Below are 26,547 nucleotides of genomic sequence, written 5' to 3'. Positions count from 1 at the left end.
GAGGGCATCTTGCTTTGTCCCGGAGGGAGTATTTTAAAAATTTCTTATGTCGCATGAAATCAGTTAGTTATATTTTATTATCCAAAAAATATTACTTTGGGTGGTTCTTTTATTAACTTTTTTTACTCAAAAAACATTGTAATAATAAATATTATTACTACATTCGTGTGGAAATAATGTCGTATTTATATTTTTAAAATGGACTGTTATATTATATAAGTGTGATACTTGTGGTATGACATTCCTATTGTAAAATTAATTACTTGTATCGAGATTATCCCCGAATAAATTTCTTAAAATACCCGAAGGTGAACTAACCCATAATTATTCAATCTAAAATACCTGATTATGAAAAAACTTTTTACCCCCCCCCTGTTGGCTGCGTTGTTGTGCTGCATGGGTGCATTTCTTATTGCCTCGTGTTCGGACGACGATGAAAAATGGCCCTCGGAAGTCTCCCAACCTTTCGTTTCTGTGACGGCTGCCGACGGCGATGCGACGATCACCGCCGTCATTTCGGATGCGGACAAGACCATCACGTTCGGGGAGTTCCAGAACATGACCGACCTATCCAAGGTGACGGTTACGTTCGATATGACCTGGGGTGCTATCCTCAAAACGCCCGGCACGGCGACCGCCGAGGTTAACCTCACGTCCCCTTACAGCGTTGTTGTGAACGTGGGCTACCTCCACGAAGAAACCTACCTGATGTCGGCCAAGCCCAAGGATATTCCCAACCCGATCCTTTCGGCGAAGGTCGGGGACGAAGAGGCTGTCATCGCCGGCAACACCATCACGATCGCTTATAAGACGGGCATGAATGTCAATGCCATGGTCTTCGACATCGAGCTGGTTCCGGGCGCTTCCCTGAAGTCCCCCGAGAACAAGACGTTCGACCTCGAATTCGCCGACGGGACGCTGGTGGTCACCTACGGCGGGACGGACTACACCTATGTCGTCAAGCAGACCGGCTATACCGATCCCCTGCTGAGCCAGGGATGGACGGACGAGACGGGAAGTTTCGGCACGCTGCCCAAATATATCAAGGTCTATAAGACCACGAAGCTGAACGGCGTCGACAATAATATCGCCTACATCGCCATCATGGGCCCGCAGTCGACGATGGGCGTTGTCGGCAACGGCTCCGATCTTAAGACGATTCAGGAGCTCGAAGGTTTGGACGGCAGCTGGAACGTATACCTGGTGGGTGTATCTTCTGCCGGCACCGCAGTTCAGACTATCATCCGTGACGGACAGTTCGTTCAGGATCCTCATGCCATCAATTCGTTCGCTACGATCGGGCAGGATAACAACGGTGCCTACAAGATGGCCTGGTCGCAGAAATTCGACGGTAAACTCTATGCGTTCCCGTTCAGGAACGGCAGCAGTTTCACGGCTCGGGTTCAGGGCGACGGTACCGTGTGGGATGCCAAGACGGCTGTTTCCGGAATCCCGATGGTTTTGTGGGACGGTAATATCCTGACCGAGGCGCAAACGATCTGCAACGACGGTAGTAACAGCGGCTGGTATGCCGGTAATCCTGCGTATGCCCGTGCTGCGGTAGGTATCACGGCTCAGGGTAAGGTTTTCGCATTCTGCGGCCAGCAGGTCGAGGGCAGCGTCGGCGTTTCGATGCTCGACCTGGCCAAGGTCATGAAGGAGCTGGGCTGCGTCTCCGCCATGTCGTTCGAAGGCTCCAGCTCGCCCAACATGCGTGTCAACAAACATGAAACCGTACTCAACTCCAAGGCCGCTTCGGGCAGCGCCGAGAAGGGCATGCAGTGCGCATTGGTCTTCAAGTAACGGCGTGCTGCCGTCCGTTGGACGGCGGCATGGTGAATAAACGGGCCGGCATGTCTTCCGACATGCCGGCCTTTTCCATGCGCTGCGCCGTGGGGCTCATGCTCATTCTGCTCCCGGGCGGTGTGCCGTTTTTTCAGCTGTGGCGACGCGCCAGCTCCGCTTCGAGGTTGGCGATCGAGCATCCGGTGGCTTCGAGCAGCACCAGCAGGTGGTATATCAGGTCGGAGGCTTCGTAGACCATCGCTTCGCGGTTGCCTGCCACGGCTTCGATAACCGTTTCCACGGCCTCTTCGCCCACTTTCTGTGCGATCTTGTTCACCCCGCGCTCGAAGAGTTTGCTCGTGTAGGAGCCCTCGGGCATCTCGGCGTGTCGCCTTTGGATGACGCCCTGCAGATAGCGGATGAAACCTTCCGGCCCGGCCGCGGCCCCGTCGAAGCAGCTCGCCGCCCCAGTGTGGCAGGTCGGGCCGTGGGGGATGGCACGTATGAGGAGCGTGTCGTTGTCGCAGTCGGCGGTGACTGATACGATTTCGAGGTAGTTGCCGCTTGTTTCGCCTTTTGTCCAGAGGCGGCGGCGCGTGCGGCTGTAAAAGGTGACGCGGCCTTCTGAAAGGCTCTTTTCGTAAGCCTCCCGGTTCATGTAGCCGAGCATCAGCACCCGCAGGGTGCGCACGTCCTGTACGATGGCGGGGATCAGTCCGTCGGCCTGCTTCGAGGCGTCGAGCGCCTCGAAGGGTTTTGCTGTGATTTCCATGGTGTCTATTGTCTTACGTTGATATTCAGCCGGTGCAATTCCCGTTTGAGCACGGGGATCGGGATTTCGTTGTAGTGGAAGATGCTTGCCGCGAGCGCCGCGTCGGCACGGCCGAGCGTCAGCACGTCGGCAATGTGCCGCACTGACCCTGCGCCGCCCGAGGCGATGATGGGGATGGGCAGCTCGGCCAGCCGTGCGAAGGTCTCGCACGGGTAGCCGTCGCGCGTGCCGTCGTGATCCATCGAGGTGAAGAGCAGCTCGCCCGCGCCCCGCTGACAGACTTCGTGCGCCCATGCGAAAAGTTCGCGGTCGGTCATGCGCTTGCCGCCGTGGGTCGTGACGCGCCATACGCCGTCGGTCATCCGCGCGTCGATGGCCGCGACGACGAACTGCGACCCGTATTTCGACGCGATGGCGTCGATCAGCGCAGGGTCGCGTACGGCGGCGCTGTTGACGGTGACCTTGTCCGCCCCGGCGTCGAGCAGCCGCCCGGCGTCGGCGACCGATGCGATGCCTCCGCCCACGGTGAACGGGATGTCGATGCGTTCGGCGATTCGGGCGACCAGCTCCGTGAAGGTCTGCCGCCCCTCTTCCGTGGCGCTGATGTCGAGGTATACCAGTTCGTCGGCCCCTTCGGCGGCGTATTTCGCCCCCAGCTCCACCGGGTCGCCGACGTTGCGCAGCCCGACGAAGTTGATGCCCTTGACGGTCTGTCCCTCGCGGATGTCGAGGCAGGGGATTATGCGTTTGGCAAGCATCTTTTCAGTTCTTCGAGGGTGATACGTCCTTCGTAGAGAGCTTTGCCGACGATTACGCTGCGCAGCCCCGCGCCGTCGAGCGCCTCGATGTCGGTCATCGAGGCGATGCCGCCGCTCACGGTGATTTCCACCCCGGGGAACTGCCCCTGCAACCCAGCGTAGAATTCCGCCGAGGTGCCGCACAGCATCCCGTCGCGGGCGATGTCGGTGCAGATGACCTGCGCGAGCCCCTGCGGTGCGAATCGGGCGATAAGCTCCTGCGCCGTCATCTCGGATCGCTCCGTCCATCCCTGTACGGCCACCGCGCCGTCGCGGATGTCGGCGCCCAGGATCAGCTTCCCGCCGCCGAATTCGGCGAGCCATTCGGCGAACGATTCCGGTTCGCGCACGGCGATGCTGCCGCAGATGGCGCGGCTGGCGCCTGCGCCGAATACGCTGCGCAGTGCCCCGCGGCTTTTGATTCCGCCGCCGTACTGTACTTCGAGCGTGGTTTTCGTCGCCACGCGTTCCAGCACGGCGAGGTTGCGGGGCTCCGACGCCTTGGCGCCGTCGAGGTCGACCATGTGTAGCCGGCGGATGCCCGCCTCTTCGAAGCGTTGCGCCGCTTTCAGCGGGTCGCGGTAGTAGGTCGTCCGGCGGCCGTAGTCGCCCTGCGTCAGGCGCACGCAGGCGCCGCCGATGATGTCCGTTGCGGGTATGATTTCGATTTTCATGTCGTCAGAGTTTTAGGAAATTGCGTAGTATCCGCTCGCCCGCCCGCCCGCTCTTTTCGGGGTGGAACTGCGTGCCGAAGAAATTGCCGCGCCCCAGGGCGGCGCTGAAGATCCCTCCGTAGTCGGTTTGGGCGATCGTGGCGTCGCACGCCTGCGCCGCGAAGGAGTGGACATAGTAGAGGTAGGTGTCTTCGCCGAGGCCGTCGAAAAGCGGGCTGCGGAGCCTGCCGACGGTATCCCAGCCTACGTGGGGGATTTTCAGCGGGTTTTCCCCGCCTCTCAGCCGCACGACATGCGTCGGGAAAATCCCCAGGCAGCGGGTGTCTCCCTCCTCGCTGTCCAGGCACATCAGCTGCATGCCGATGCAGATGCCCAGTACGGGCTGCGTCAGGGTGGGGATGAGCGCATCCAGTCCCCGTTCGCGGAGTTTGGCCATTGCCGACGAGGCTTCGCCCACACCCGGGAGGAGCACCCTGTCCGCCTGCCGCAGCACCGCGGCGTCGGACGTGACCGTAAATTCGGCGCCGATGCGCCGCAGGGCATTGGCCACCGAACGCAGGTTGCCCGTATCGTAATCCGTGATCGCTATCATAGTATGCCTTTGCTGCTGGGTATGTCGTATCCGAAGCCGGTGCGTGCCACGGCCATGCGCAGCGCACGGGCGAAAGCCTTGAAGATCGCCTCGGCCTTGTGGTGGTCGTTTTCGCCGCGCGCCGAAATCTGCAGGTTGCAGCGTGCCGCGCAGCAGAGCGAGTGGAAGAAGTGGCGGAACATCTCCGTCGGGACGTCCCCGACCCGCTCGCGGCGGAATTCGGCGTCCCATTCGAAGTCGATGCGCCCCCCGAAGTCGAGCAGTACCAGCGCCCGGCAGTCGTCCATCGGCAGTGCGAAGCCGTAGCGGCCGATGCCCGCCTTCGACCCCAGGGCGCGGTCGATGGCCTCGCCCAGCACGATCGCCACGTCTTCCATCGTGTGGTGTTCGTCGATGTCCAGGTCGCCGTGCGCCTCCACCGTGAGCGACACCCCGCCGTGGTGGGCGATCTGGGCCAGCATGTGATCCAGGAACCGCAGCCCGGTGGAAATCCCGTCGCCCGGGGCGGCCCCGCAGGTGCCGAAGCCCCGGCCGTCGAGGTCTATGCGTACGGTGATCTGCGTTTCGCGCGTTTCGCGCGTCACAACGACCCGCCGTTCCCCGCGGCGGATGTATTCCGCGATCTCGGCCCACGAGTCCGTGATGAGCGCGCATGCCTCTTCCGCGCCCGCTTCCCGCAGCATCCTGCGTCCTTCGGCGGCAGGCGCCAAAAGGATGCCCTTCGCCCCGAGGTTGCGCGCCAGCAGGATGTCGGTCGCCCGGTCGCCGACGACGTAGCTCGTCCCGAGGTCGTACGACCCGTCCGTGTAGCGGCCGAACATGCCCGTACGGGGTTTGCGCGTCGGGGCATCGTCGCTTTCGAACGTGCGGTCGATGAGCATGTCGTCGAACGCGACGCCTTCGCCTGCGAGCGTGCGCAGCATTTTTTCGTGCGGCGGCCGGAAATCCTCCTCCGGGAAGGCCTCCGTGCCCAGCCCGTCCTGGTTCGTCGCCATCACCAGCTCGAAATCCAGCCCCCGGAGCGTCCGGAGCGCCGAGATCGCACCGGGTATGAATTCCAGCTTTTCGAGGCTGTCGACCTGGTAATCCGCGGGCGGCTCCGCGATCACGGTGCCGTCGCGGTCTATGAAGAGCGCTTTTTTCATGGGCGGAAATTTTTGACGGTTTCCAACATGCGGTCGTTCTCCTCCGGGCGCCCGACCGTGATGCGCAGGCAGCCTTCGCAACCTGCGATCCGCGAACGGTTGCGGACGATGACCCCCGCTGCGACCAGCTCCCGGTACAACGGGTCGGGTGCCGCGGTCTTTACCAGCAGGAAGTTGCCTTCCGACGGGTAGACCTGCCCGATGCAGGGGCATGCCGCGAGTGCCGCCGCCAGGCGCGAGCGTTCGGCGCGGATCGCCGCGACCTGGGCCGAGATGTCCCTGCGGAGCGATTCCGCGACGGCCCGCTGCGTGAGCGTGTTGATGTTGTAAGGGTATTTCACCCGGCCGAATAGGCCGGCGATCTCCTCCGAGGCGAAAGCCAGTCCGAGCCGCAGCCCGGCCATGCCCCACGCCTTGGAGAGCGTCTGGAGGACGATCAGGTTCGGAAACTCGCCGAGCCGCGGCAGGAACCCGCCGCCGTCGGCGAAGTCGATGTAGGCTTCGTCCAGCACGACGATGCCGTCGAAGCGGCGGAGCAGGCTTTCGATCTCCTGTGCCGGGAACGCATTGCCCGTGGGGTTGTTGGGCGAGCAGAGCCATATCAGCTTCGTGCGCTCGTCGGCTGCCGCCAGCAGCGCCCCGACCGGGAGCGAGTAGCCGGCTCCCAGCGGCACTTCGCGCATCTGCACGTCGTTCGTCGCAGCCGCCACGCGGTACATCCCGTAGGTCGGGGCGATCGACACGGCGTTGTCCAGCCCCGGCCGGCAGAAGATCCGGAATGCGAGGTCGATGGCCTCGTCGCTGCCGTTGCCGAGGAAGATCCGCCCGGCGTCCACGTCCTTCAGTTCTGCGATCAGGGCTTTCAGCGCCCGCTGGTGCGGGTCGGGGTAACGGTTCACGCCGTTGTCGTAGGGGCTTTCGTTGGCGTCGAGCCATACGTCGATCCCGCCGCCCGCATATTCGTCGCGGGCTGTGGAGTAGGGTTGCAGCGCCAGGATGTTGGGGCGCACCAACTGCGACAGCGGTTTCATAGTATCCCTCCTTTCATCCGGACGCGCACGGCGTTGGCGTGTGCGTCGAGCCCTTCGGCCTCGGCCATGGCCGTGATTGCGGGCGCCAGCGCGTCGAGCCCGTCGCGCGTCAGCTCCTGGAATGTGATCTTGCGCATGAAACTGTCGACGTTCACCCCGCTGCAGGCACGGGCCCAGCCGCCCGTGGGCAGCGTGTGATTGGTGCCCGAGGCGTAGTCCCCGGCGCTTTCGGGCGAGTAATTGCCGATGAAGACGCTGCCCGCAGCCGTGATCTTGGCGGCGATGCCCCATGCGTCGCGCATCGAGACGATCAGGTGCTCCGGGGCATAGGCGTTGGCGAACGCAATCTGCTTGTATTCCTCGTCGAACAATACGATCCGGCTGTTGGCCAGCGAATTGCGGATCGCCTCGCCGCGGCTGAGATACCGGATCTGCTCCTCGACGGCCCGGGTTACCTGCCGTGCGAAACGCTCCGTCCGGCAGACCAGGATGGCCTGGCTGTCGTCCCCGTGCTCGGCCTGCGACAGCAGATCGGCGGCGACGAATTCCGCCCGGGCGCTGTTGTCGGCCAGCACCATCACCTCCGAAGGGCCTGCCGGCAGGTCTACGGCCACGGCCTCGGTGCTTACCAGCTGCTTGGCGCGGGTGACGTACCTGTTTCCCGGGCCGAAGATTTTTTCGACGTGCGGGATGCTTTCCGTGCCGTAGGCCATGGCGGCCACGGCCTGCGCCCCGCCGACGGCGAAGATGCGGTCGACGCCGCACAGGTCGGCGGCGAAAAGCACCTCGGGGGCGATCTTCCCGCCGCGCCCGGCCGGGGTGCAGAGTATGACCTCGCCGCACCCGGCGATCCGGGCGGGCAGGGCGAGCATCAGCACCGTCGAGAAGAGCGGGGCATTGCCGCCCGGGACGTAGAGCCCCACGCGGCCGATGGCTACGGCGCGCTGCACACACCGCACGCCGGGCATCACTTCGATGTCGACCTGCGGCGGGAGCTGTGCCCTGTGGAAGGCTTCGATATTGGACTTGGCGATCGCAAGCGCCGTCTTGAGCCGTTGCGGCACGGCTTTGGCCGCTTCGGTGCGCTGCCTGCGGGAAACCTCGAACCTCTCGGGGACGTAACCTTCGATGCGGGCCACGAGGTCGCGCAGCGCCTTGTCGCCGCCCGTGCGCACCTGTGAGAGGATGGCGGCGACCCGTTCCGTGATTTCGCCCTCCTGCCGCGTGCAGCGGGCCGTGAGGGCCGGCCATTCACGGCGCGGCGGGTTGTTGTGGATTTTCAGCATTTCCATATCCGGGTGTTTTTCGGGGTCAGCGGATCATGTTTTCGAGCGTCAGCACCAGGATGTCTTCCGCGCCGATCTCCTTGAGCCGTTCGATGCGTTCCCAGAGCTGGGATTCGCTGATCACGGCGTGTATCGAACACCATCCCTCCTGCGCCAGCGGCAGGATCGTGGGGCTGCGCATGCCGGGCAGGATGACGATTGCTTCCTGGAGTTTCTCCGCCGGGAGGTTCATCAGCACGTATTTCATGCCCCGGCTTTCGAGGATGGAGTTGAAGCGGAAGGTGAGCTGTGCCGTTTCACGGCGCTTCGCCTCGTCCATTTCCGGGTTGGCGATCAGCACCGCTTCGGAATAAAAGACCTTCTCGACTTCGACCAGCCCGTTCGAGATGAGCGTGCCGCCCGACGATACGATGTCGAAGATCGCGTCGGACATCCCGACCGCCGGGGCGATCTCCACCGAGCCCTCGATGGTGTGTATTTCGGCGTCGATGCCCTTTTCGGCGAAGAACCGCGTGAGGATGTTGGGGTAGGAGGTGGCGACGCGCTTGCCGCGGAAATAATCCAGCCCTTCGTATGCCACCGTGCGTTCCACGGCCAGCGAGATGCGGCAGTTTCCGAACCCGAGATCCATCGCCTGCTCTACGCGGAATCCTTTCTCCGCCACTTCGTTCAGCCCCACGATGCCCAGGTCGGCGACGCCCATCGCCACGGCCTGCGGGATGTCGTCGTCGCGCAGGTAGAGCACTTCCAGCGGGAAGCCCCCGGCGCGCGAGATGAGTTTGCGTTTGCTTTCGGCGACGCGGATGCCCGCCTCGGAGAGCAGTTCGATGCTCTGTTCGTTGAGTCGGCCCTTGGCCTGGATTGCGATTCTCAGCATTTTTTTTGTCGATTTTGGCACACCGCCCGCGGCATAAGCACGAAAAAAGCCCACCCGCAGGGGGTGAGCTTCGTATATACTTTTGTTAAACTTATGGTTCCGTTTACATGTACATATCCGTCTTACCCCTTCGGAAAGTGGTGATGGTGATGATGGATATGGTGAAATATTGTCATATATGCTGTCGTTGGGACAAATGTATCTATTTTGTCCGAAAAAACAAAATTCCAAGTAAAATTTTTTAATATATTTTCAAAATCAGCCCTGGATACCCTCGGCGCGATCTTCGTCTGTCCCGTGCGGCCTGTTTCCGGTAGCGTGCGGCCGGTGCATGGAGTTTGCAGAAATTGCACGTCCGGCGTCCGGGTGTTTGCAATGCCGGTATTTGTGCCCTGCTGCCGGTCGTCTTCACTGTGTCCGTTTTTTTTGCTATTTTTGTCTGCCGGCAGACGGTTTCAGTGGGGCAGTTCGGCGCTTCGGTTTTACCTATTGCCCCTGCTGCCGTGATTCCCGTGGGGTGGTTGCGGCCGCTCCGGGGGCGGGGCGGGCGGCGGGAGGAAAGTCCGGGGCTTATTCATCCGCTTCGCCGTATACCTTGCCGCGCAGTGCGTCGTCCGAATAGACGTGCAGGCTGTGCCCCGTGGGGCTCAGGCAGGTGATGCGGTGTATGTGGTTGTCGAAACACCCCGGTTTCCCGATTGCGAAGAACGCGCACGGGGCTTCGACCTCGGCGCTCTGCACCGGACGTGCCGTGCCGCCGCCTGCGGGTTCGAAGATTTCGAGCCGGAACCTGCCGTCGGCGAAGTGGTAGCCTGCGAATTGCGGGTGGGCGTGGATGCTCGTGCGGTTGCCCTCCTGCCAGCTCATCACGATCGCCTCCCATCCCGTTTCCGGCGATCGGCCCAGGTAGGTGCGGCGGTAGGCCGTCGCGGAATAGTCGTCGAATTCCGTCAGCGGGTGCCCCTCGAGCCAGCCGAGCACGTAGCCCTGTATTCGCTCGCCCAATGCGTCGTCGACGGGTTTCCTGCCGATGATCCCCAGCAGTCCGGTAAAAAACTCCCCGTACACGGCTGTGCAGGCCGAAGCCTCCTGCAAATCCTCCGCGAGTGTCGTCGCATGTCGTTCCTGTTTCATGGTGTTGTCCGTTTGGTGCAAAGATAGCTGGCCGCCCCGTGCAAACCTTCAGTAAAAATACTTATTCCTGCGCTGCGTGTCGGTTTCCTGGGTGTGCGGGCGCTGCGCGGCGTCTCTGCCGGGCGCCCTGCTTCCGGATCCTGACAACGTTGCCGCCCGCCAGCCGTCGCGCCATCGGATTGTTGCTGCCTTGCCTTTGCCCGGGCGGCCTTTCCGGTCGCTTTGCCGTTCGTTCTCCCGTTTACCCTGGCCGTTTTTTCCGGCACGGCCCCCGGGCGGGCGCAAGCCGTTCCCCGATGTCGTTTTTTACGGAAAAATGCCCTGCGGTTGCCGCCGTACAGCCTTTTTTGCTATATTTGTAACTTAAATCCGAACGCTGACTCCGCTTATGACACCTTTCGCCGTTATCACCACCGTATTGGGCTATATAGCCGTACTTTTTGTCGTCGCCTGGCTCTCGGGCCGGCGTGCCGACAATGCCGGGTTCTTCACCGGCAACCGGAGCACGCCGTGGTATATGGCAGCCTTCGCCATGATCGGGGCTGCAATCTCGGGCGTGACTTTCATCTCGGTGCCGGGTTCGGTCGCCGTCGATTCCTTCTCCTACATGCAGATGGTCGCCGGTTTCACCGTGGGGCAGCTGGTCGTTGCGTTCCTGCTCATCCCGACCTTCTACCGCCTCCGGGTGGTGTCGCTCTACGAATACCTCGACGGGCGCTTCGGCATCCTCTCGCACCATACCGGGGCGTGGTTTTTCTTCGTGTCGAAGATGCTGGGTGCCGCGCTGCGTGTCTACGTGGTCTGCGCCGTCCTGCAACTGCTGGTTTTCAGCCACTACGGGCTGCCGTTCTGGCTCAATGCGCTGGTGACGATGCTCTTCGTCTGGCTCTATACGCAGCAGGGGGGTGTCAAGTCGCTCATCTGGACGGATACGCTCAAGACTTTCTGCCTGGTGGGCAGCCTCGTGCTGTCGATCGTCTTCATCATGCAGGCGCTCGGCATGTCGTTCGGCGAAATGACCCGCGAGGTCGCCGCGTCGCCCTATTCGCGGGTGTTTTTCTTCGACGACCCCTCCTCCGACCGCTATTTCTGGAAGATGTTCCTTGCGGGCGTCGTGCTGCTGATCTCCATGACGGGGCTCGACCAGGACATGATGCAGCGGAACCTGAGCTGCGCCACGCCGCGCGATTCGCAGAAAAACATCGTCCTGACGGCCGTCAGCCAGATATTCGTCATCTTCCTGTTCCTCGTGCTGGGTGTGCTGCTCTACATTTACATCGGCCGCACCGGCCTTGCCGTGCCCGCGAAGGGCGACCAGGTATTCTCGCTGGTGGCTGTCGAGGGCGGATTGCCGGTATTTGTTGGCATACTGTTTGTTGTGGGGCTTATTTCGAGTACTTATTCAGCTGCCGGTTCGGCCCTTACGGCCCTTACGACCTCGTTCACGGTCGACATCCTGCAAGGCACCAGGCGCTACGGCGACGAACGCCTGACCCGTATCCGCAGGGGCGTGCACGTCGGCATGGCCGTCGGCATGGCGCTGGTGATCCTCGGCTTCGAATACCTGGCCGACGACAGCGTCATCAACCTCGTCTACAAGGTCGCCAGCTATACCTACGGGCCGATCCTGGGGATGTTCGCCTTCGGGATGTTCACGCGCCTGAAGATCCGCGACGGCTGGATGCCCGTGGTCGCCGTCGCCGCCCCCGTGCTGAGCGCCCTCGTGCAATACTGGGCGCGCGAGGCGTGGGACTACCGGATCGGGTTCGAACTTTTGATTTACAATGCCGCCTTCACCATGGCCGGCATGTTGTTGCTTGCCAAGAAGAATGAAAACTAAATTCCTGTCGTTTTTCCTGCTGCTCTGCTTCGGCTGGCAGCAAGCCCCGGCCGCCGGGGTCGACGCCGCGACCCGCCGCGAGATCGGCCGTACATTGTCGCGTATCGTCGCCCGTGAGGTTTCGGGCGGCTTTGTCCGCATCGAGGGCGTGGACGCCTCGCGCAAGCGGGTGCGCATCTACACCTCGGTGGGGCTCTCCTATTACCCGTTCCGCGAGCAGAACCTGCGGGCCATGTACGACTCGGTGCGTGCCGTCCTGCCGCCGGAGTACCGTAAAGCCTCCATCGAGCTTTATTCCGACAAGCGCGAAGTGCGGGGGCTGATCCCGATGGCCTACCGCACCGATGCCGAGTTCAGGAAACTGCTGCGCAAGAAGAAGGTCGTGCCCTTCGTCAACCGTTCGCAGCGGCCGCTCGTCGTCCGCCAGTCCTCGCCCGCAGCTCCCGCGCAGGGGCTTGCCGGACGCCATATCGCGCTGTGGCAGAGCCACGGACGCTATTTCGACCAGCCTGCGAACCGCTGGAAATGGCAGCGTTCGCGGCTGTGGATGACCTGCGAAGACCTCTATACCCAGAGCTATGTGCTGCCTTACCTGGTGCCGATGCTCGAAAATGCGGGTGCCTGCGTGATGCTGCCCCGCGAACGCGACGTGCAGAAATACGAGGTGTTGGCCGACAACGATGCCGCCGGGCAATACGCCGAGACGGACGGCCCCGAGAAATGGCAGCCGGGCGGTGTCGGCTTCGCGCATACGCGGCAGGTATACCGCACCGGCGAAAACCCGTTCCGGGATGGTACGACCCGCCGCGTGCGGACGGTCGCCGGGGGTGCCGAAAGCCGTGCCGCATGGCGTGCCGACATTCCCGAGCGGGGTGAATACGCCGTCTATGTAAGCTATGAAACGGTGCCCGGAAGCACCGACGACGCGCAGTATACGGTGCATCACCTCGGGGGCGAGAGTACGTTCGCTGTGAACCAGACGATGGGCGGCGGGACATGGATTTACCTCGGGCATTTCCTCTTCGGGCCGGGTGAGCAGCCGGTCGTGACGCTCACCAACCGCTCGCGGCAGGCGGGGCGCATCGTCACGGCCGACGCCGTGAAGGTCGGCGGCGGCTACGGCAATGTCGCCCGCTCGGTCTGCGATTCGCTGCGCCGTCCCGGCGTCGAATATGCCGAGGAGACGAGCGGCTATCCCCGTTTCTGCGAGGGCGCCCGCTACTGGCTCCAGTGGGCGGGGTTCGACCCGAAGGTATACACCCCGAAGGAGAACGCCGACGATTATAAGGACGACTACATGTCGCGCGCCCACTGGGTCAATGCCCTGATGGGCGGTTCGGAGCGGATGCCCGACAGCACGGGACTGCGGATTCCGGTCGACATGGCGCTGGCCTTCCATTCCGATGCGGGCGTGCGGCTCAACGACGAGACCATCGGCACGCTGGGCATCTTCTATACCCGCGAGAACAAGGGGCGTTTCGAGGGCGGTGCCGACCGCTACCGTTCGCGCGACCTGACGGACATCGTCATGACGCAGATCGTCTCCGACATCCGCCGTACCTGCGAACCCGAATGGAACCGCCGCGGGCTCTGGAACCGCGCCTATTACGAAGCGCGCGTGCCGGGTGCCCCGACCATGCTGCTCGAACTGCTCTCGCACCAGAATTTCGCAGACATGCGCTATGGCAGCGACCCGCGCTTCAAGTTCCTCGTGAGCCGCGCCATCTATAAGGGTATCTTGCAGTATATCAGTTCGCAGTACGGATTACCTTATGTGGTGCAGCCGCTTCCTGTGGAGGCCCTCTCGGTGCAGTTCGCCGACGACGGCAATGTGGCCGTTTCGTGGTCGCCCGTGATGGATTCGCTCGAAATGACGGCCACCCCGACCGGTTATGTGGTCTATACGCGCATCGACGACGGCGGCTTCGACAACGGCCGTTATACCGACAAGCCCTGTTTGCTTTCCGAGCAGGAACCGGGGCGCATTTACAGCTACAAGGTGACCGCCGTGAACGAAGGCGGGGAGAGTTTTCCCAGCGAGGTCGTCGCCGCCTGCCGCATGCCCGACGAGAAAGGGAACGTGTTGGTCGTAAACGGATTCGACCGCATCAGCGCCCCGCTGAGCATGCGCCGCGATTCGCTGGCAGGGTTCTATACCGAGCTCGACGGCGGGGTGCCCGACAAACAGGACATTTCGTTCATCGGCGGGCAGCAGGTGTTCGACCTGGCGATGGCCGGGTGCGAGGTCGACAGCATCGCCCTCGGCGCCTGCAACTGTGACTACGAGACGGAGGTAATCGGCGGCAATACGTTCGACTATCCCTATGTGCACGGCCGTTCCATAGCCCGGGCGGGCTATTCGTTCTGCTCGGCCTCGGTGCGGGCCGTGGGGGATCGCGGCGTGTCATTGGAGGAGTATTCCGCAGTCGACCTGATTCTGGGCAAACAGCGCTCCGTGACCATCGGGCGCGGTGTGGCGGGGTATGCGTTCAAAACGTTTTCGCCTGAATTGCAGGATGTCCTGAGGCGCTATATGGCCGGTGACGGAGCCCTTTTCGTGTCGGGCAGCTACGTGGCGACCGACCTTTGGACGGGCGGGGAGGCCACCCCCGCAGACCGCGCTTTTGCCGAGGAGGTGTTGCACTACACCTACGACGGCGACCAGGCCGCCGACCGCAACCGGGTGCGGGTCGTGACTTCGCATGCGGGTTTTTCGCGCGACGAGTACCGCTATGTCGACGATTTCCGCCCCGACCGCTACCGGGTCGAACGGGTCGATGCCCTGAGACCCGCGGGTGGCGGGGCTTTCCCCGTGATGCGCTACGTGGACAACAACCGCTGCGCGGGGGTGGCCTGCGCGGACAGCCGCACGTTCGTCATGGGCTTTCCGTTCGAAGCCCTCGAGAGCGATGTGCAGCGCGACCGGCTGATGGCCGACATACTGGGTTTCCTGCTCGGCGGAAAGAGCGGAGGGGATGATTAGCCGGCCTCCGGTGCCGGTTTTGCGGCGGTTACGCTCCGGCTGTGGCGCCCCAAGCGCCGTGTGCCGCCCGGCGGGGCGCCCCGGAAGAGGACGGACAAACGATTGTTTTTTGTAAAATAGATAAATTATGTCACTCGAACAACAGATTTCGAAAGGTATCATGGAGGCCATGAAGGCCAAGGATACCGTGCGCCTGGGCGCATTGCGCAATGCCAAGAAGTATATCATCGAGGCCAAGACCGCGGGCCCGGAAATCGCCGAGCTGCCCGATGCCGACGTACTGAAAATCATCTCCAAACTGGCCAAGCAGGGTGCCGATTCCGCCGCGATCTTCACAGAGCAGAACCGCCCCGACCTCGCGGCCGAGGAGTTGGCACAGGTCGCCGTCTACCAGGAGTTCCTGCCCCGGCAGCTTACGCCCGAAGAGCTGGAGGCCGAGGTCAGGGCCGTGATCGCCCAGGTCGGCGCCACGTCGGTGACGCAGATGGGCAAGGTGATGGGCGTGGTCACGAAGAAGCTCGCCGGACGTGCCGACGGCAAGGATATTTCGGCCAAGGTCAGGGAACTGCTTTCATAAGGCCGGTGTGCCGATGAAGCGCCTGTTGTTTGTCCTGTGCAGTCTCTTTGCGGTGCAGGAGGTTTGCGCACGGCGTCCTGCCGTACGGTTCGACCTGCCCTATACGGTCGAGCACGGCAAATATGTCGTGGTGCTCGGCACGCCTGCGGGCCCCCGCCGGTTTATCTTCGACACCGGGGCGTCAGGCACCTGCATCAGCGAATCGCTGCGCGACGAACTGGGGGCCGAGATCGTGAAAACCCAAAAAGTCCGCGATTTCGAGGGCCATGTCGTTCCCATCGACCTGGTTCGGCTCGACAGCCTGCGGATGGGCGACGCGCTTTTCCGCGACCATCCGGTGCTGGTCATGCCCGACACTTCGCTGGTCTTCGCCTGCCTGCGGGTCGACGGCATCGCGGGGTGCGACCTGCTGCGCTGGTGCGCCGTCCGCATGCCCAATGCCGACTCGACAATCACCGTCACGGACGATGTCCGCACGCTGGGGCTGCCCCGCGGCCGACGCATGTCGCGCATGGAACTGGGCGGCGGATGCCCGTTTCTGCCGGTGACATGCCGCAACGGCGACAGGCAGGCCCGGATGTACGTCAAATTCGACACCGGCTCGGCGGGCTATTTCCATTTCTCCTATGCCGATTCCGGCGATGCGCCCCCGCCCCTGTGGTTCATCGACAGCCTGCGCTGGGCCGACGGATATGCGTCGGCTATCGGCTGGACGAACCGCAACAGGGTGAACAGCCATTTCCGGGGTACGATCCCCCGGTTCGAAATTCAGGGGACGGCCATTGCCGACATGCCGGTCAAGCGCACCTTCGGCCACAACCGGATCCTCGGCTGCAAGTTGTTCGACTGGGGGCAGGTCGTGCTCGATTTCCGCCGCAAGCGCTTCCTGTTCATACCCCGCGGGGGCGAGGCGAAAGCCCCGCCGCAGCCCGCCTGTAATTTTACGCTGGCCCTTTCCGCCGGGCAGCTCGTCGTCGGGCAGGTGTGGGACGAGGCGCTCGCGGACGTCATCGCCCCCGGCGACCGCATCCTCTCGCTCGACGGGCACCCCTGGGACGGCGACGTCTGCCGATTCCTGCTCGACCCCGACCCGCTGGACGGTACGGTGTGCGGGATCGGGACGGCCTCCGGGCAGCATGTTGTCCTAACGATTGAAACCATGAAATAATGCACGTACTGGAATACCTGCACCGCAATGTCAAGACCGTCGCCATGCCGACGGCCATGGTGGTCGGGGCGTTGCTTTGCCGCCCCGTGACCGCCCTCGAGGGGTGGACGCACCAGATGATTACACCCTCGCTGATCTTCCTGATGCTCTTCGTCACATTCTGCCGCGTCAAGCCCCGGCAGATGAAGCCTTCGATGCTGCATTTCTGGCTGCTGCTGTTTCAGGTCGTGGTGAGCGTGGCGGTCTATTTCCTGCTGCTGCCGCTGAATCCCATCGTGGCACAGGGGGCGATGATCTGTGTGCTGGCGCCCGTGGCGATGGCCGCGGTGGTGATCGCCGGGATGCTCGGGGCCAATGTCCCGACGATGGCTACATACAGCCTCGTGTGCAACATGGTGATCGCGCTCGTGGCGCCCGTCGTTCTGTCGCTGGCCGGGACGGGGGCATGCTCCTTCACGCAGATACTGGCGCGTATCGCGCCGCTGCTCATCATGCCCTTCGCGGCTGCGCAGTTCTGCCGTTTCGTACTGCCCGGAGCGGCGAAATGGATCGGGGATCACAGTCAGATTTCATTTTACATGTGGCTCGTATCGCTGGTGGTGATCATCGGCCGTACGACGGCCTTTATCCTCGATTTGCACGATGCTTCGCCCGCGACCGGGCTGTGGCTGGCATTCGCGGCGCTGGTAATCTGCCTGGTGCAGTTCAAGGTCGGCCGCTCGCTCGGCCGCCGTTACGGCGACGCTCCGGCGGGCGGGCAGTCGCTCGGGCAGAAAAACACGGTGCTGGCCGTCTGGATGGCGCAGTCGTTCCTCGACCCGATCTCCTCGATCGCCCCGACGGCATATATTGTCTGGCAGAACTTCGTCAATTCCTACCAGATATGGAAAAAGGACAAAGAAAGTCGAATAAATTGATTGTAAAAAACTAATAAGCAATATTTTATATTTCTTTGCTCTCTTTTCTCTTGTTTTCCCCGTTTTCCTGTTTTAGCCGATAAATGCCTTTGTTTTGTTACTATTTTGTTACTTGAAAGGCGCGAAGTAACAAAACAAATCGCTATATTTGCCGTTGTAACGAAAAAGGAATTAGGGTATGGCGAAGACGAAGCAAACGGTCAAGTTAAAAGCCCCGGTGCAAATCCGGTTCAAGCAGCTTGCCAACGGCAACCAATCTATCTATTTGGATTATTATACGGGCGATGTCATCCGTAAGGAGAACTATGTCGGCGGCAAGCGGCAGTATGAGTTTCTGAAACTCTACCTGATCCCGGAGCGGACACGGGAGGATAAGACGAAGAACGAGGCGACGCTTGCGCTTGCCAAAGCGATCCAAAGTAAGCGCATTGTGGAGATACAGAACGACGCGCACGGGTTTCAGAACACGAACAAGTCCAAAGTAAATCTGCTCGACTATCTGGAGAGCATCGGGAAACAGTCAGCCGAGCGGGGGAGCGGGAACTATGCGCGAACGGTGCTGAATACCGTCCGTGCGTTGAAGTTGTTTCGGGGTGATTATATCGCGTTTCGCGATGTCGATAAACAGTTTCTTTCGGAGTTTACCGATTTCCTGCGGCAGATGCCCAAGGCCAGCAAATACGGAGTGCGGAAAACCGGAGGCGTGCTGGGGAATAATTCGGTCGTTTCCTATTACGGCACGTTGCGCACGGCGATCAACCGAGCCTATAAAGAGGGTATAATTACGATCAACCCTACAAAGGAGTTTGATTTTGCAGATAAAGTAAGACAAGAGCCGAGCCGCCGGGAATACCTGACTATCGAGGAGTTGAAGTTGCTGATAGCTACCCCGTGTCGGCACGAGATCATTAAACAAGCCTTTCTGTTTAGTTGCCTGTGCGGGTTGCGGGTGAGCGACATTCGGAAACTGACATGGAGCGACTTGCAGCAGAGCGGCGGGCGTGTGCGCATCGAGATCAAAATGCAGAAAACGAAGGAGCCGCTTTACCTGCCGATCTCCGACGAAGCGTTGAAGTGGCTGCCGGAACGAGGCGAAGCGAAAGACGGCGATTCTATCTATCCGTTGACGCACGAAGGGACGGTGAACGACACGTTACAGCATTGGGCAAAGACAGCGAAAATCACCAAACATATCTCTTTTCATGTCGCGCGGCACACTCATGCGACGATGATGCTGACTTTAGGCGCAGATTTATATACGGTCAGTAAATTGCTTGGGCATAAGAATATTGCGACCACTCAAATTTACGCCAAAATCGTCGATAAGAAGAAAGAGGAGGCGATCGGGCTGATTCCAAATCTGACAGATTAAACTTGTATATGTAACGTGCGGATATGGATTCGCACGTTTTTTCATCCGTTTTTGTATCTTTATAGACGGATTAAATCATAAAGACTATGGACGGCTTGGAACTTAAAACGAAATTCGATGGGTTGCAGGAACTTTTCAATCGCTGTATCAATCATGCTTTTCGGGTGCTGACGGATCGTATAACGGCGAAATCCGCCTACCTCGACTGCGAGCAGATGCGGGAGTTGGAAAAGCTGGAATACATCCGTACTGCCGACGAGCTGGCGCAGTTGTATCTGCGTTATTCCGTACTGTCCAACATCCGGAATTTCTACTCCGATCCTGCGTTCCTCTGGAACAGCACTCTCTTCGAGGAGTTGAACTCCGGTGAAAAGAAAAAATACCTTGCGTTTTCGGTCGTGTCATTCGACTACTCCCGCTATGAGCAGGCTAATACGGTTTACGATGCAGAGTTGCCCTATTTCTCTGCGGTTGTGAAAGCCGTCGTTTTGGAGCGTTATGCCGCTTACCTGCAAGACCGGAAATCGAAAGTAGCCGCGCAAAAGGAGCCGAAAGAGGTTGTGATGACCACGAAAGCCGTACTGCCTATCGCGGAAACGGATAATCCGTTCGATTCGACTTTGAACGACGAGCAGATCGCGTTTCTGGTCGAGGGCATCAACGATGTTAAGATGTTCAACGTGCCGCTGACGCCCGATGACCTGACAGCGATCTTTGCGGGCAAGCCCCATGCAATCGTGCGGTCGAATAACAACCGCCTTGTCGCTTTCTTTTTTGCCGGATTGAGCGACCGGGGTTTGATAACCCCGAACTGGCAATCCGTGATCGCCAACTACAAACTCTTTCTCTCCAAAGACCGAAGCCGTGATAAATACATCAATCAAAGTGATTTATCAACTGCAACCAACTATATCCGCGATATAGGTGCAGAGGGAAAATACGCAACCATCGAAAGGTATCTCAAGCAAGTGAAAAAACTTTGAGAATAGGTTGATCCCTCAAAGATAGGTTAATCCGCTATCAAGTTTCGCAGCCCTACATTTGCCCCCGTAACTGTTACAAGCACACGGAGGGTCGACACTCCATTTGTTTAATTTTAATCTTCTGAATATATGGAGAAAAGTATTGAAATGCGGGTTGCGGAACTCGAAAATCTGGTTTTACATTCCAAAAACGTACTCAGCTTCGAGGAGGCGAGCCGTTTTCTGAATCTTTCTAAAAGCTACCTGTATAAACTGACATCGGGCAACCTGATCCCTCACTATAAGCCGCAGGGGAAGATGCTCTATTTCGAGAAAACGGAATTGGAGGCATGGTTGCGTCAGAATCCCATAAGGACACAGGCGCAGACGGAGGCGGAAGCGCAGAAATATGTTCTCGCACGTCCTGCGAGGAAGTAACGATGGAAGCGCAGCACAAAGTTCTGGCGGAACCGACCGGTTCATGGCGCGATGCCCGGTTGCTTGTGACGGACGTATTCGAGGCTCCGCCCGTGATCCTGCGCGTGGGCGATTCGATTGTGGGGACGCTGGGTAATTTCAGCGCATCGACCGGAAAGGCGAAGAGCAAAAAGACGTTCAACGTTTGCGCGATCGTGGCGGCAGCTATGACGGGCAGCACGGTGTTGAACTATTCGGCCTCTTTGCCGCCGGAGAAGCGGCGCATCCTCTACGTCGATACGGAGCAGAGCCGCTTCCATTGCAAACGGGTGTTGTGCCGGATTCTGCGGCTGGCGGGATTGCCCGCCGATACGCATCCGCCGCTGTTGGAGTTCTTGTGCCTGCGTGGTTATGCAACCAAAGATCGGCTGAAGAAGATCGAGGAGGCTATCTATGAAATCGACGACCTCGGACTGGTCGTGATCGACGGCATCCGCGATCTGGTGCACGACATCAACAGCCCCGGCGAATCGACCGACCTTATTACGAAGCTGATGCAATGGACGGACGAGCGTAAAATCCATATCCATACCGTCCTGCACCTGAATAAGAGCGACGACAATACGCGCGGGCATCTGGGAACGGAGTTGAACAACAAAGCCGAAACCGTGCTGCAAATCACCAAAGACGATTTCGACCGGGATACAAGTTCCGTCACGGCCATGCACATCCGGGATCGGGACTTTGAGCCGTTCGCTTTTCGGATCAACGCCGATGCGTTGCCGGAATTGGTCGAGGACTACCAACCCCGACCGGCGACAGCAACCAAGAGTTTCGATTATGCCGAAGTAAGCGAGGCCAAGCACCGCGAGGCGTTGCAACTTCTGTTTTCCGAAGCTGACCGGGTTTCTTATTCATCGCTTATTGGGAAGCTCCAAAACAGCTATGCCGCCATCGGCCATTCGTTCGGTATCAACAAGGCGAAGCAACTGAAAGTCTTTCTGGAGAACAAGCGGATGATCCTCAAAGAGGAGAAATTCTACCGCTATAATCCCGATTTCCACTATTGACCCTTTCGGGCGGTTTAGTCCGGGACGGGGGTATATATTATTAAACCATTCTAAACCGGTACGGCGGGTTAAACCCCGAACCGTACTGATTAAATCGAGTGAAAAGAAAAAGATTATGGACGCAAAAACAATCAATAAGTTTCCGATAAGGAAATACCTTGCCGGACGGGGCATCCATCCGGCAAAAGACAGAGGTTATTACGGGTTGTATCACTCTCCGTTGCGGGAGGATCGCAATCCGAGTATGAAAGTGGATTATGACAAAAATCTGTGGATCGACTATGGTGCAGGCGAGGGCGGGACACTGATCGACCTCGTGATGCGCATGGAACGGTGCGATGTAGGGACGGCCATGCGGCTGTTGGAGCAGCAGATCGGTGGCGCAACTACTTTCTCTTTTCAAGGGGATTGTCCGGCATTACCGGAACGTATACCCTCGATTATTGTCGAAGACGTGCTGCCGCTGGAAATTCCAGCGTTGCTCTCTTATCTCATGGGGCGAGGTATCGACCTCGATACGGTGCGGTTGCATTGCTCGGAGTTGCATTATCGTGTGGCGGATAAGCCCTATTTCGCCGTCGGATTCCGCAACGATACTGGAGGATGGGAACTGCGCAACCGCTATTTCAAGGGCTGTACGTCGAAGGCTCCGTCGACCCGAAACGGCGGTTATCCGACATGCCTCGTATTCGAGGGTTTTGTAGACTTCTTGTCGTACCTGACGCTCAAACGCGCCCCGAATCCTCCGCACAATATTGTCGTGCTGAACTCCGTGACGAACCTCTCGAAAGCCGCGCCATTCATCGCCTCGCACGAGCAGGTCTATGCCTACCTCGACAACGACGATGCTGGGCGTAAGGCGACCGCCGGACTGAAACCGGTTTGCCGGAATCTGTCCGACCAATCCGTTCACTATCGTCCGCATAACGATCTGAACGATTACCTGCGAAGTCGCTGGCCCGTGAAAGAACACAAACGGTCGCGCGGTCGCAAGTTATAACGTCGCCCGGATTGTCGCCGGCACAGTCACCCACAGATCGGCCGCTCCGCGCCTGCGGCTTTTCCTCACGAAAAAGCCATAGCCTATTAGGGCTTTTTCCGAGCCGCATCACTTCGTGCTGCTGAAAAAGCCCCAATAGGCCAAAGGGGACTCCCCTTTGGAAACCCCTTGCGACCGTTCCGGCCGCCGACCGCGTGTGCGGTCGAAGATCCGACGACCACAATTATCAACCGTTAAAACTACCGCAGAATATGGGATATGCTGTATTGCATTTGGATAAAGCACCGGGCAATGAAGTAAGGATGACCGCGCATATCGAGCGGACGCAGATGCCTTCGAATGCCATACCGTCGCTTACCTACCGGAACGAAGAACTGGTCGAATTTCCGGAGGGCGTGGCCGACCGCACGGAAGCGATCAACTACCGCCTCGACCATGCGGGTTTGACCCGCAAGATCGGAACGAACCAAGTCCGCGCCATCCGCATCATGCTGACCGGATCGCACGACGATATGAAACGGATTGCCGCCGAAGGACGGATCAAGGAGTGGTGCGCCGATAATCTCGATTGGCTCCGAAAAACCTACGGCGAAGATAATGTCGTGTCAGCCGTATTGCATCTGGACGAATCGACCCCGCATATTCATGCATCCGTCGTGCCGATTGTGACGGGTGAGCGGCGCAAAGTCCGTGAAAAGAAAACCGACGAGCCGGGCAAACGAAAATACCGCAAGAAATCAACTGCGCGACCTCGCCTGTGCGTCGACGACCTGATGACACGCGTCAAGCTCAAGGGGTATCAGGATAGCTATGCCAAAGCAATGGCGAAATACGGATTGCAACGCGGTATCGACGGTTCGGAAGCCCGGCATGTCACCACCCAAGAGTTCTACCGCAACGCCATCGCCCAACAACAGGGGTTGCAGGACAATATCGGTGAATTGCTCCGTATCGAGGCGGAGAAACGGGAAACCATTGAACGTGCTTCCAAACAAGAGCAGGTAACCCGCGATGTACTGACCAAAACCGAAGCCGAGTTAAAAGCGGTGAAAGGAGAACTGAAAACCGAGCGACTGAAGAACTCTGCCGCCGAGGTCGGCACGACCATCATCGACGGTATCGGAGCAATGATAGGCACGTCGAAAGTCAAGCGGCAGGAGCAAGAAATCGACCGACTGCAACACGAGGTAGCCGCACGGGACGAGAGCATCGAATCCCTGCAAAAGAAGATAACGACCATGCAGAGCGATCACAGTCGAGAATTGACGACTATGCAGGCACGGCATGCGACAGAATTGACAAACAAGGAAAAACAACATGAAAAAGAATTGTCCGTCCTGCAAACGATTGTCTGCAAAGCGTTGACATGGTTTCCTCATTTCCGCGAAATGTTGCGTATGGATGACTTATGCCGCAAGGTTGGATTCAGTGAGGAAAAGATTGAAATTCTTATCGGCGGCAAGCAACTCGAATACAGCGGGGAACTTTATTCTGGTGAGCACAGACGAAAATTTGCAGCGGAACGGGTTGTAGCGCAGATTACGCCTGATTCGACAGACAATCAAAAACTACAACTTAAGATAGACCGAATCCCTATTGCCGACTGGTTCAAAGGACGATTCGATAAGCTGCAACACTTCGTCCGACATGAGCAGCAAACAAGGCGTTCCAAAGGTTTTAAACTATAAATTATATCAAGTCCCGATAAACTCAGTTATCGGAACTTAATCGTTATTTCCGATCTTTGCCGATTGCTTTATCTATGGTCTTTTTTAGCTTGTCCAAACTGTAATCGTCATTATCGTCCAACATAAACCGTCCTTTAACCATTTCCAAGTTTTCATCTACGATTATCAATATATCGCTGATCTGTTGGACGCCAAGACCGTTTGCGCACCGGAATCTATGGTATATGTTCCATCCGCAGAACTGATGCTCAATCACCGCTTTTGCAGAATCTCGGATTTCGTTTATTTTAGTCTTGACCTCTTCGTCTAATTCTTTGAGCTGGTTGGCGTAATCATCCATTTCTTCTTTCGCTTGGCGATATTGTTCTCTGGAATAGGCATCTCTTGAATCACTCCAAATGGCTGCCGATGATTTGGCATGCTTGTATTGCCATTGGAGTCCTTCTTTTTTCTCGTCTGCATTTAATTCGATCAAATCGTGAGCGGCTCTGACTACATCAAAATCCGTATAAACAGAGGTGTATGCACTATCTACCTGTGTTTCGATAGGCTCATAGCTATCCACATTATAGAGAATTTTAATCATTTCCGATTTGGCAATCTCTGCGGCCTTTTCTTCCTTTGTTTGTGTACAACTAAACAAAAGAGGGGAAATAATTAAGACAAAGTAAATCTGTTTCATTGTCATAGTTTGCTTTATTTATGTTATCTGTAATAATAATTGATGTGAACTTTCTCATGTCCGTCTTTTTCATAAGTATATACGTCATTAATGACAACCTCACCACGACGATACAGTTCGTATATTTCAGGGAAATTTGTTTTTATTAATTCAATTCGTTCACTATAATCTCGAATATGAGTTTTCTTTATTACGCTGCAAGAGGAGAAGATAGTAATGACTGAAAATAAAAGAATTAATCTTTTCATAACAATTTTTGTATTAGTCATCCTTCAGCTTCCACAAGGATATATTAATAACACGAAGCGTGGAACTGCAATGCCACGTCTTAACTTGAAGGTCGTAGGAAACCCGTAGATGCAGATGTAGTGATAGCAGCCCACGCTAACGCGTGAGAACCACTATGCCACCCTTGCATCTAACTGAAAATTTCCTACGTTTTCAAGTTACAAGATGAGCATAACGCTTCTTTTTCAATATGTCTGGAACGAGCGACCTCTATCCGATTACAAATGTAGCTAAATATTCTTGAATTTTGAGAAATATGTGAGTTTGTGTCGTTTTTTTATGGATACTTGATTCAAAATCATTAATTTTGATACCAGTACTTTGGTGTTTGCATAAAATATTAAGTAGATCATTCGATAAAACATTTGGATATGGCAGGCATAGGTAGAATATTAGATTGCAATCAATTGGTTGGAGAAAGAACGACCAGTCAGATTTTGGAGACGTGGAAAGATGGAATATTCTTAAAAAAAGAAGATATAACCAGAAACAGTAAAGGATTGCGGTCGCCTCAAATCGGTGCTATCTATGCAACACTATCACATTGGGAGATCTCGGCAGATCCAGCGACCGTTGTGATGCCTACTGGAACAGGTAAAACTGAGGTTATGTTATCGTTGTTAATAGCTGCGTCTTGTTACAAGACAATGATTGTCGTTCCTACGGATGCATTACGTACACAAATATCCAATAAAGTGGCATCGTTGGGACTGCTTGGCGACCCTCAATTCGGCTTAATCAAAGAAACCGTCTTGAAACCAATTGTTGGAGTAATGTCACATCGTCCATGTTCTGCAGAAGAAGCCATTGCTTTTATGGAGCAGTGCAATGTTGTGGTTACGACAATTAGCATCATTGGTAGTTTATCTAAACCTATACAAGTGGCAATCGCAAACCAATGTTCTCATTTGTTTGTGGATGAAGCACATCACACCCCAGCAAGATCATGGTCGGTTGTAAAAAATTCTTTTAAAAACACCAAGGTTCTCCAGTTTACTGCAACGCCATTTCGAAATGACGACAAACCTATAGGAGGTAAAATAATATTCAATTATCCTTTACGAAAAGCGCAAGATGAAGGATATTTCAAGCCAATAAATTATATTCCGATTATTGAGTGGAATTCCAAGCAATCCGATCAAATAATAGCAAACAAAGCTATCGAACAATTAAGATTGGATATCGAAAATGGATATGACCATGTCCTCATGGCAAGAGTGAATAGTATTGCAAGAGCCGAGATTATTCAAAAAATCTATGCTGATTCGTTCCCGGAATATAATCCATTGTCTATACACTCAAAATTATCTACAAGGTCTATATCGGAGATAAAGGAAAAAATAATAACTGGAGAATGTAAGATCATTGTATGCGTTGATATGTTTGGGGAAGGCTTCGATATGCCGAAACTGAAAATTGCAGCTTTCCATGATATCAAAAAAAGTTTGCCCACAACTTTGCAATTATGTGGGCGCCAGATTCAAATGTAC

24 protein-coding genes are annotated in these 26,547 nt (G+C 57.5%); 13 read left to right on the top strand and 11 right to left on the bottom strand.

Annotation, left to right across the window (positions count from 1 at the left end; translation table 11 throughout):
• The first annotated feature begins 348 nt into the window (after positions 1-348).
• A complete protein-coding gene (locus B3C38_RS06735) occupies positions 349-1,803 on the top strand; it encodes a phosphodiester glycosidase family protein (protein ID WP_286726354.1) in 1,455 nt (484 codons plus the stop codon).
• A gap of 133 nt (positions 1,804-1,936) precedes the next feature.
• On the opposite strand, the gene hisIE is transcribed toward B3C38_RS06735, so the two are convergent.
• The 9 genes from hisIE to B3C38_RS06690 all read right to left on the bottom strand — a co-directional run bounded on the left by hisIE (position 1,937) and on the right by B3C38_RS06690 (position 10,093).
• Positions 1,937-2,557, bottom strand: coding sequence for a bifunctional phosphoribosyl-AMP cyclohydrolase/phosphoribosyl-ATP diphosphatase HisIE (hisIE, locus tag B3C38_RS06730; protein WP_286726353.1), 621 nt, complete (start codon positions 2,555-2,557; stop codon positions 1,937-1,939).
• A gap of 5 nt (positions 2,558-2,562) precedes the next feature.
• Positions 2,563-3,315, bottom strand: coding sequence for an imidazole glycerol phosphate synthase subunit HisF (gene hisF / locus B3C38_RS06725; protein ID WP_286726352.1), 753 nt, complete (start codon positions 3,313-3,315; stop codon positions 2,563-2,565).
• Positions 3,297-4,028, bottom strand: a complete 732-nt coding sequence (gene hisA, locus B3C38_RS06720) for a 1-(5-phosphoribosyl)-5-[(5-phosphoribosylamino)methylideneamino]imidazole-4-carboxamide isomerase (RefSeq protein WP_055204408.1) — start codon at positions 4,026-4,028, stop codon at positions 3,297-3,299. Before hisA ends, hisF begins: the two co-directional genes overlap by 19 nt.
• A 4-nt stretch (positions 4,029-4,032) precedes the next feature.
• Entirely contained in the window at positions 4,033-4,620 is a 588-nt protein-coding gene (gene hisH / locus B3C38_RS06715; RefSeq protein ID WP_286726350.1) for an imidazole glycerol phosphate synthase subunit HisH, read from the bottom strand.
• Positions 4,617-5,765 (bottom strand): bifunctional histidinol-phosphatase/imidazoleglycerol-phosphate dehydratase HisB, encoded by a 1,149-nt coding sequence (gene hisB, locus B3C38_RS06710; protein ID WP_286726348.1) that lies wholly within the window; start codon positions 5,763-5,765, stop codon positions 4,617-4,619. Before hisB ends, hisH begins: the two co-directional genes overlap by 4 nt.
• The gene (gene hisC / locus B3C38_RS06705; RefSeq protein WP_022331722.1) at positions 5,762-6,796 is read right to left on the bottom strand and encodes a histidinol-phosphate transaminase; all 1,035 of its coding nucleotides are present in this window, start codon (positions 6,794-6,796) and stop codon (positions 5,762-5,764) included. The genes hisB and hisC overlap by 4 nt, the downstream gene beginning before the upstream one ends.
• Entirely contained in the window at positions 6,793-8,088 is a 1,296-nt protein-coding gene (hisD, locus tag B3C38_RS06700) for a histidinol dehydrogenase (RefSeq protein ID WP_022331721.1), read from the bottom strand. Before hisD ends, hisC begins: the two co-directional genes overlap by 4 nt.
• Positions 8,089-8,107: 19 nt before the next feature.
• Positions 8,108-8,959 carry an ATP phosphoribosyltransferase gene (gene hisG, locus B3C38_RS06695; protein WP_018697083.1) on the bottom strand — a complete coding sequence of 284 codons (852 nt, stop codon included), beginning with the start codon at positions 8,957-8,959 and terminating at the stop codon, positions 8,108-8,110.
• Positions 8,960-9,529: 570 nt separating this feature from the next.
• Positions 9,530-10,093: a cysteine dioxygenase gene (locus B3C38_RS06690; RefSeq protein ID WP_055204413.1), complete on the bottom strand. Its 564-nt coding sequence runs from the start codon at positions 10,091-10,093 to the stop codon at positions 9,530-9,532.
• Between the two features lie 388 nt (positions 10,094-10,481).
• Between B3C38_RS06690 and B3C38_RS06685 the strand changes: the two genes are divergently transcribed.
• The 11 genes from B3C38_RS06685 to mobV all read left to right on the top strand — a co-directional run bounded on the left by B3C38_RS06685 (position 10,482) and on the right by mobV (position 24,087).
• Complete coding sequence (locus tag B3C38_RS06685) at positions 10,482-11,933, top strand: sodium:solute symporter (protein ID WP_286726339.1); 1,452 nt, start codon at positions 10,482-10,484, stop codon at positions 11,931-11,933.
• Complete coding sequence (locus tag B3C38_RS06680; protein ID WP_286726338.1) at positions 11,923-14,916, top strand: fibronectin type III domain-containing protein; 2,994 nt, start codon at positions 11,923-11,925, stop codon at positions 14,914-14,916. Before B3C38_RS06685 ends, B3C38_RS06680 begins: the two co-directional genes overlap by 11 nt.
• A gap of 127 nt (positions 14,917-15,043) precedes the next feature.
• Positions 15,044-15,493, top strand: a complete 450-nt coding sequence (locus B3C38_RS06675) for a GatB/YqeY domain-containing protein (protein WP_022331717.1) — start codon at positions 15,044-15,046, stop codon at positions 15,491-15,493.
• A 13-nt stretch (positions 15,494-15,506) separates the two neighbouring features.
• Positions 15,507-16,661, top strand: a complete 1,155-nt coding sequence (locus tag B3C38_RS06670; protein ID WP_022331716.1) for a retropepsin-like aspartic protease — start codon at positions 15,507-15,509, stop codon at positions 16,659-16,661.
• Positions 16,661-17,578 (top strand): hypothetical protein, encoded by a 918-nt coding sequence (locus tag B3C38_RS06665; RefSeq protein WP_022331715.1) that lies wholly within the window; start codon positions 16,661-16,663, stop codon positions 17,576-17,578. The genes B3C38_RS06670 and B3C38_RS06665 overlap by 1 nt, the downstream gene beginning before the upstream one ends.
• Before the next feature lie 178 nt (positions 17,579-17,756).
• Complete coding sequence (locus B3C38_RS06660; protein ID WP_286726334.1) at positions 17,757-18,950, top strand: site-specific integrase; 1,194 nt, start codon at positions 17,757-17,759, stop codon at positions 18,948-18,950.
• 86 nt (positions 18,951-19,036) lie between these two features.
• On the top strand, positions 19,037-19,933 hold the full coding sequence (locus B3C38_RS06655; protein WP_022332437.1) for a hypothetical protein: 897 nt from the start codon (positions 19,037-19,039) through the stop codon (positions 19,931-19,933).
• 129 nt (positions 19,934-20,062) lie between these two features.
• Complete coding sequence (locus tag B3C38_RS06650) at positions 20,063-20,350, top strand: helix-turn-helix domain-containing protein (RefSeq protein WP_026318657.1); 288 nt, start codon at positions 20,063-20,065, stop codon at positions 20,348-20,350.
• Between the two features lie 2 nt (positions 20,351-20,352).
• The gene (locus tag B3C38_RS06645; RefSeq protein WP_022332438.1) at positions 20,353-21,399 is read left to right on the top strand and encodes an AAA family ATPase; all 1,047 of its coding nucleotides are present in this window, start codon (positions 20,353-20,355) and stop codon (positions 21,397-21,399) included.
• 115 nt (positions 21,400-21,514) lie between these two features.
• Positions 21,515-22,399 (top strand): toprim domain-containing protein, encoded by an 885-nt coding sequence (locus B3C38_RS06640; protein ID WP_022332439.1) that lies wholly within the window; start codon positions 21,515-21,517, stop codon positions 22,397-22,399.
• 251 nt (positions 22,400-22,650) lie between these two features.
• Entirely contained in the window at positions 22,651-24,087 is a 1,437-nt protein-coding gene (gene mobV / locus B3C38_RS06635; RefSeq protein WP_022332440.1) for a MobV family relaxase, read from the top strand.
• A 43-nt stretch (positions 24,088-24,130) separates the two neighbouring features.
• Here mobV and B3C38_RS06630 read toward each other — a convergent pair whose 3' ends face one another.
• Both B3C38_RS06630 and B3C38_RS06625 read right to left on the bottom strand, forming a co-directional pair.
• Positions 24,131-24,769, bottom strand: a complete 639-nt coding sequence (locus B3C38_RS06630) for a hypothetical protein (protein WP_276792979.1) — start codon at positions 24,767-24,769, stop codon at positions 24,131-24,133.
• 23 nt (positions 24,770-24,792) lie between these two features.
• A complete protein-coding gene (locus tag B3C38_RS06625) occupies positions 24,793-25,017 on the bottom strand; it encodes a hypothetical protein (RefSeq protein WP_256166090.1) in 225 nt (74 codons plus the stop codon).
• A 411-nt stretch (positions 25,018-25,428) separates the two neighbouring features.
• Between B3C38_RS06625 and B3C38_RS06620 the strand changes: the two genes are divergently transcribed.
• Positions 25,429-26,547: DEAD/DEAH box helicase (locus B3C38_RS06620; RefSeq protein WP_286726332.1), on the top strand; the 1,119-nt coding region annotated here is incomplete at its 3' end.

Source organism: Alistipes sp. UBA1686, assembly GCF_002320215.1.
Taxonomy (GTDB): domain Bacteria; phylum Bacteroidota; class Bacteroidia; order Bacteroidales; family Rikenellaceae; genus Alistipes; species Alistipes onderdonkii.
Note: the sequence above shows the minus strand (reverse complement) of the source record. Positions and strands in the feature narration are given on the sequence as shown.

Coding starts and splice junctions, on each gene's coding strand:
- B3C38_RS06670 (WP_022331716.1), top strand. CDS start 15,507: ATGAAGCGCCTGTTGTTTGTCCTGTGCAGTCTCTTTGCGGTGCAGGAG.
- B3C38_RS06685 (WP_286726339.1), top strand. CDS start 10,482: ATGACACCTTTCGCCGTTATCACCACCGTATTGGGCTATATAGCCGTA.
- hisF (WP_286726352.1), bottom strand. CDS start 3,315: ATGCTTGCCAAACGCATAATCCCCTGCCTCGACATCCGCGAGGGACAG.
- B3C38_RS06660 (WP_286726334.1), top strand. CDS start 17,757: ATGGCGAAGACGAAGCAAACGGTCAAGTTAAAAGCCCCGGTGCAAATC.
- B3C38_RS06625 (WP_256166090.1), bottom strand. CDS start 25,017: ATGAAAAGATTAATTCTTTTATTTTCAGTCATTACTATCTTCTCCTCT.
- hisH (WP_286726350.1), bottom strand. CDS start 4,620: ATGATAGCGATCACGGATTACGATACGGGCAACCTGCGTTCGGTGGCC.
- mobV (WP_022332440.1), top strand. CDS start 22,651: ATGGGATATGCTGTATTGCATTTGGATAAAGCACCGGGCAATGAAGTA.
- B3C38_RS06650 (WP_026318657.1), top strand. CDS start 20,063: ATGGAGAAAAGTATTGAAATGCGGGTTGCGGAACTCGAAAATCTGGTT.
- hisB (WP_286726348.1), bottom strand. CDS start 5,765: ATGAAAAAAGCGCTCTTCATAGACCGCGACGGCACCGTGATCGCGGAG.
- B3C38_RS06690 (WP_055204413.1), bottom strand. CDS start 10,093: ATGAAACAGGAACGACATGCGACGACACTCGCGGAGGATTTGCAGGAG.
- B3C38_RS06665 (WP_022331715.1), top strand. CDS start 16,661: ATGCACGTACTGGAATACCTGCACCGCAATGTCAAGACCGTCGCCATG.
- B3C38_RS06675 (WP_022331717.1), top strand. CDS start 15,044: ATGTCACTCGAACAACAGATTTCGAAAGGTATCATGGAGGCCATGAAG.
- B3C38_RS06645 (WP_022332438.1), top strand. CDS start 20,353: ATGGAAGCGCAGCACAAAGTTCTGGCGGAACCGACCGGTTCATGGCGC.
- hisG (WP_018697083.1), bottom strand. CDS start 8,959: ATGCTGAGAATCGCAATCCAGGCCAAGGGCCGACTCAACGAACAGAGC.
- hisA (WP_055204408.1), bottom strand. CDS start 4,028: ATGAAAATCGAAATCATACCCGCAACGGACATCATCGGCGGCGCCTGC.
- B3C38_RS06655 (WP_022332437.1), top strand. CDS start 19,037: ATGGACGGCTTGGAACTTAAAACGAAATTCGATGGGTTGCAGGAACTT.
- hisD (WP_022331721.1), bottom strand. CDS start 8,088: ATGGAAATGCTGAAAATCCACAACAACCCGCCGCGCCGTGAATGGCCG.
- hisIE (WP_286726353.1), bottom strand. CDS start 2,557: ATGGAAATCACAGCAAAACCCTTCGAGGCGCTCGACGCCTCGAAGCAG.
- B3C38_RS06630 (WP_276792979.1), bottom strand. CDS start 24,769: ATGAAACAGATTTACTTTGTCTTAATTATTTCCCCTCTTTTGTTTAGT.
- B3C38_RS06640 (WP_022332439.1), top strand. CDS start 21,515: ATGGACGCAAAAACAATCAATAAGTTTCCGATAAGGAAATACCTTGCC.
- B3C38_RS06680 (WP_286726338.1), top strand. CDS start 11,923: ATGAAAACTAAATTCCTGTCGTTTTTCCTGCTGCTCTGCTTCGGCTGG.
- B3C38_RS06735 (WP_286726354.1), top strand. CDS start 349: ATGAAAAAACTTTTTACCCCCCCCCTGTTGGCTGCGTTGTTGTGCTGC.
- hisC (WP_022331722.1), bottom strand. CDS start 6,796: ATGAAACCGCTGTCGCAGTTGGTGCGCCCCAACATCCTGGCGCTGCAA.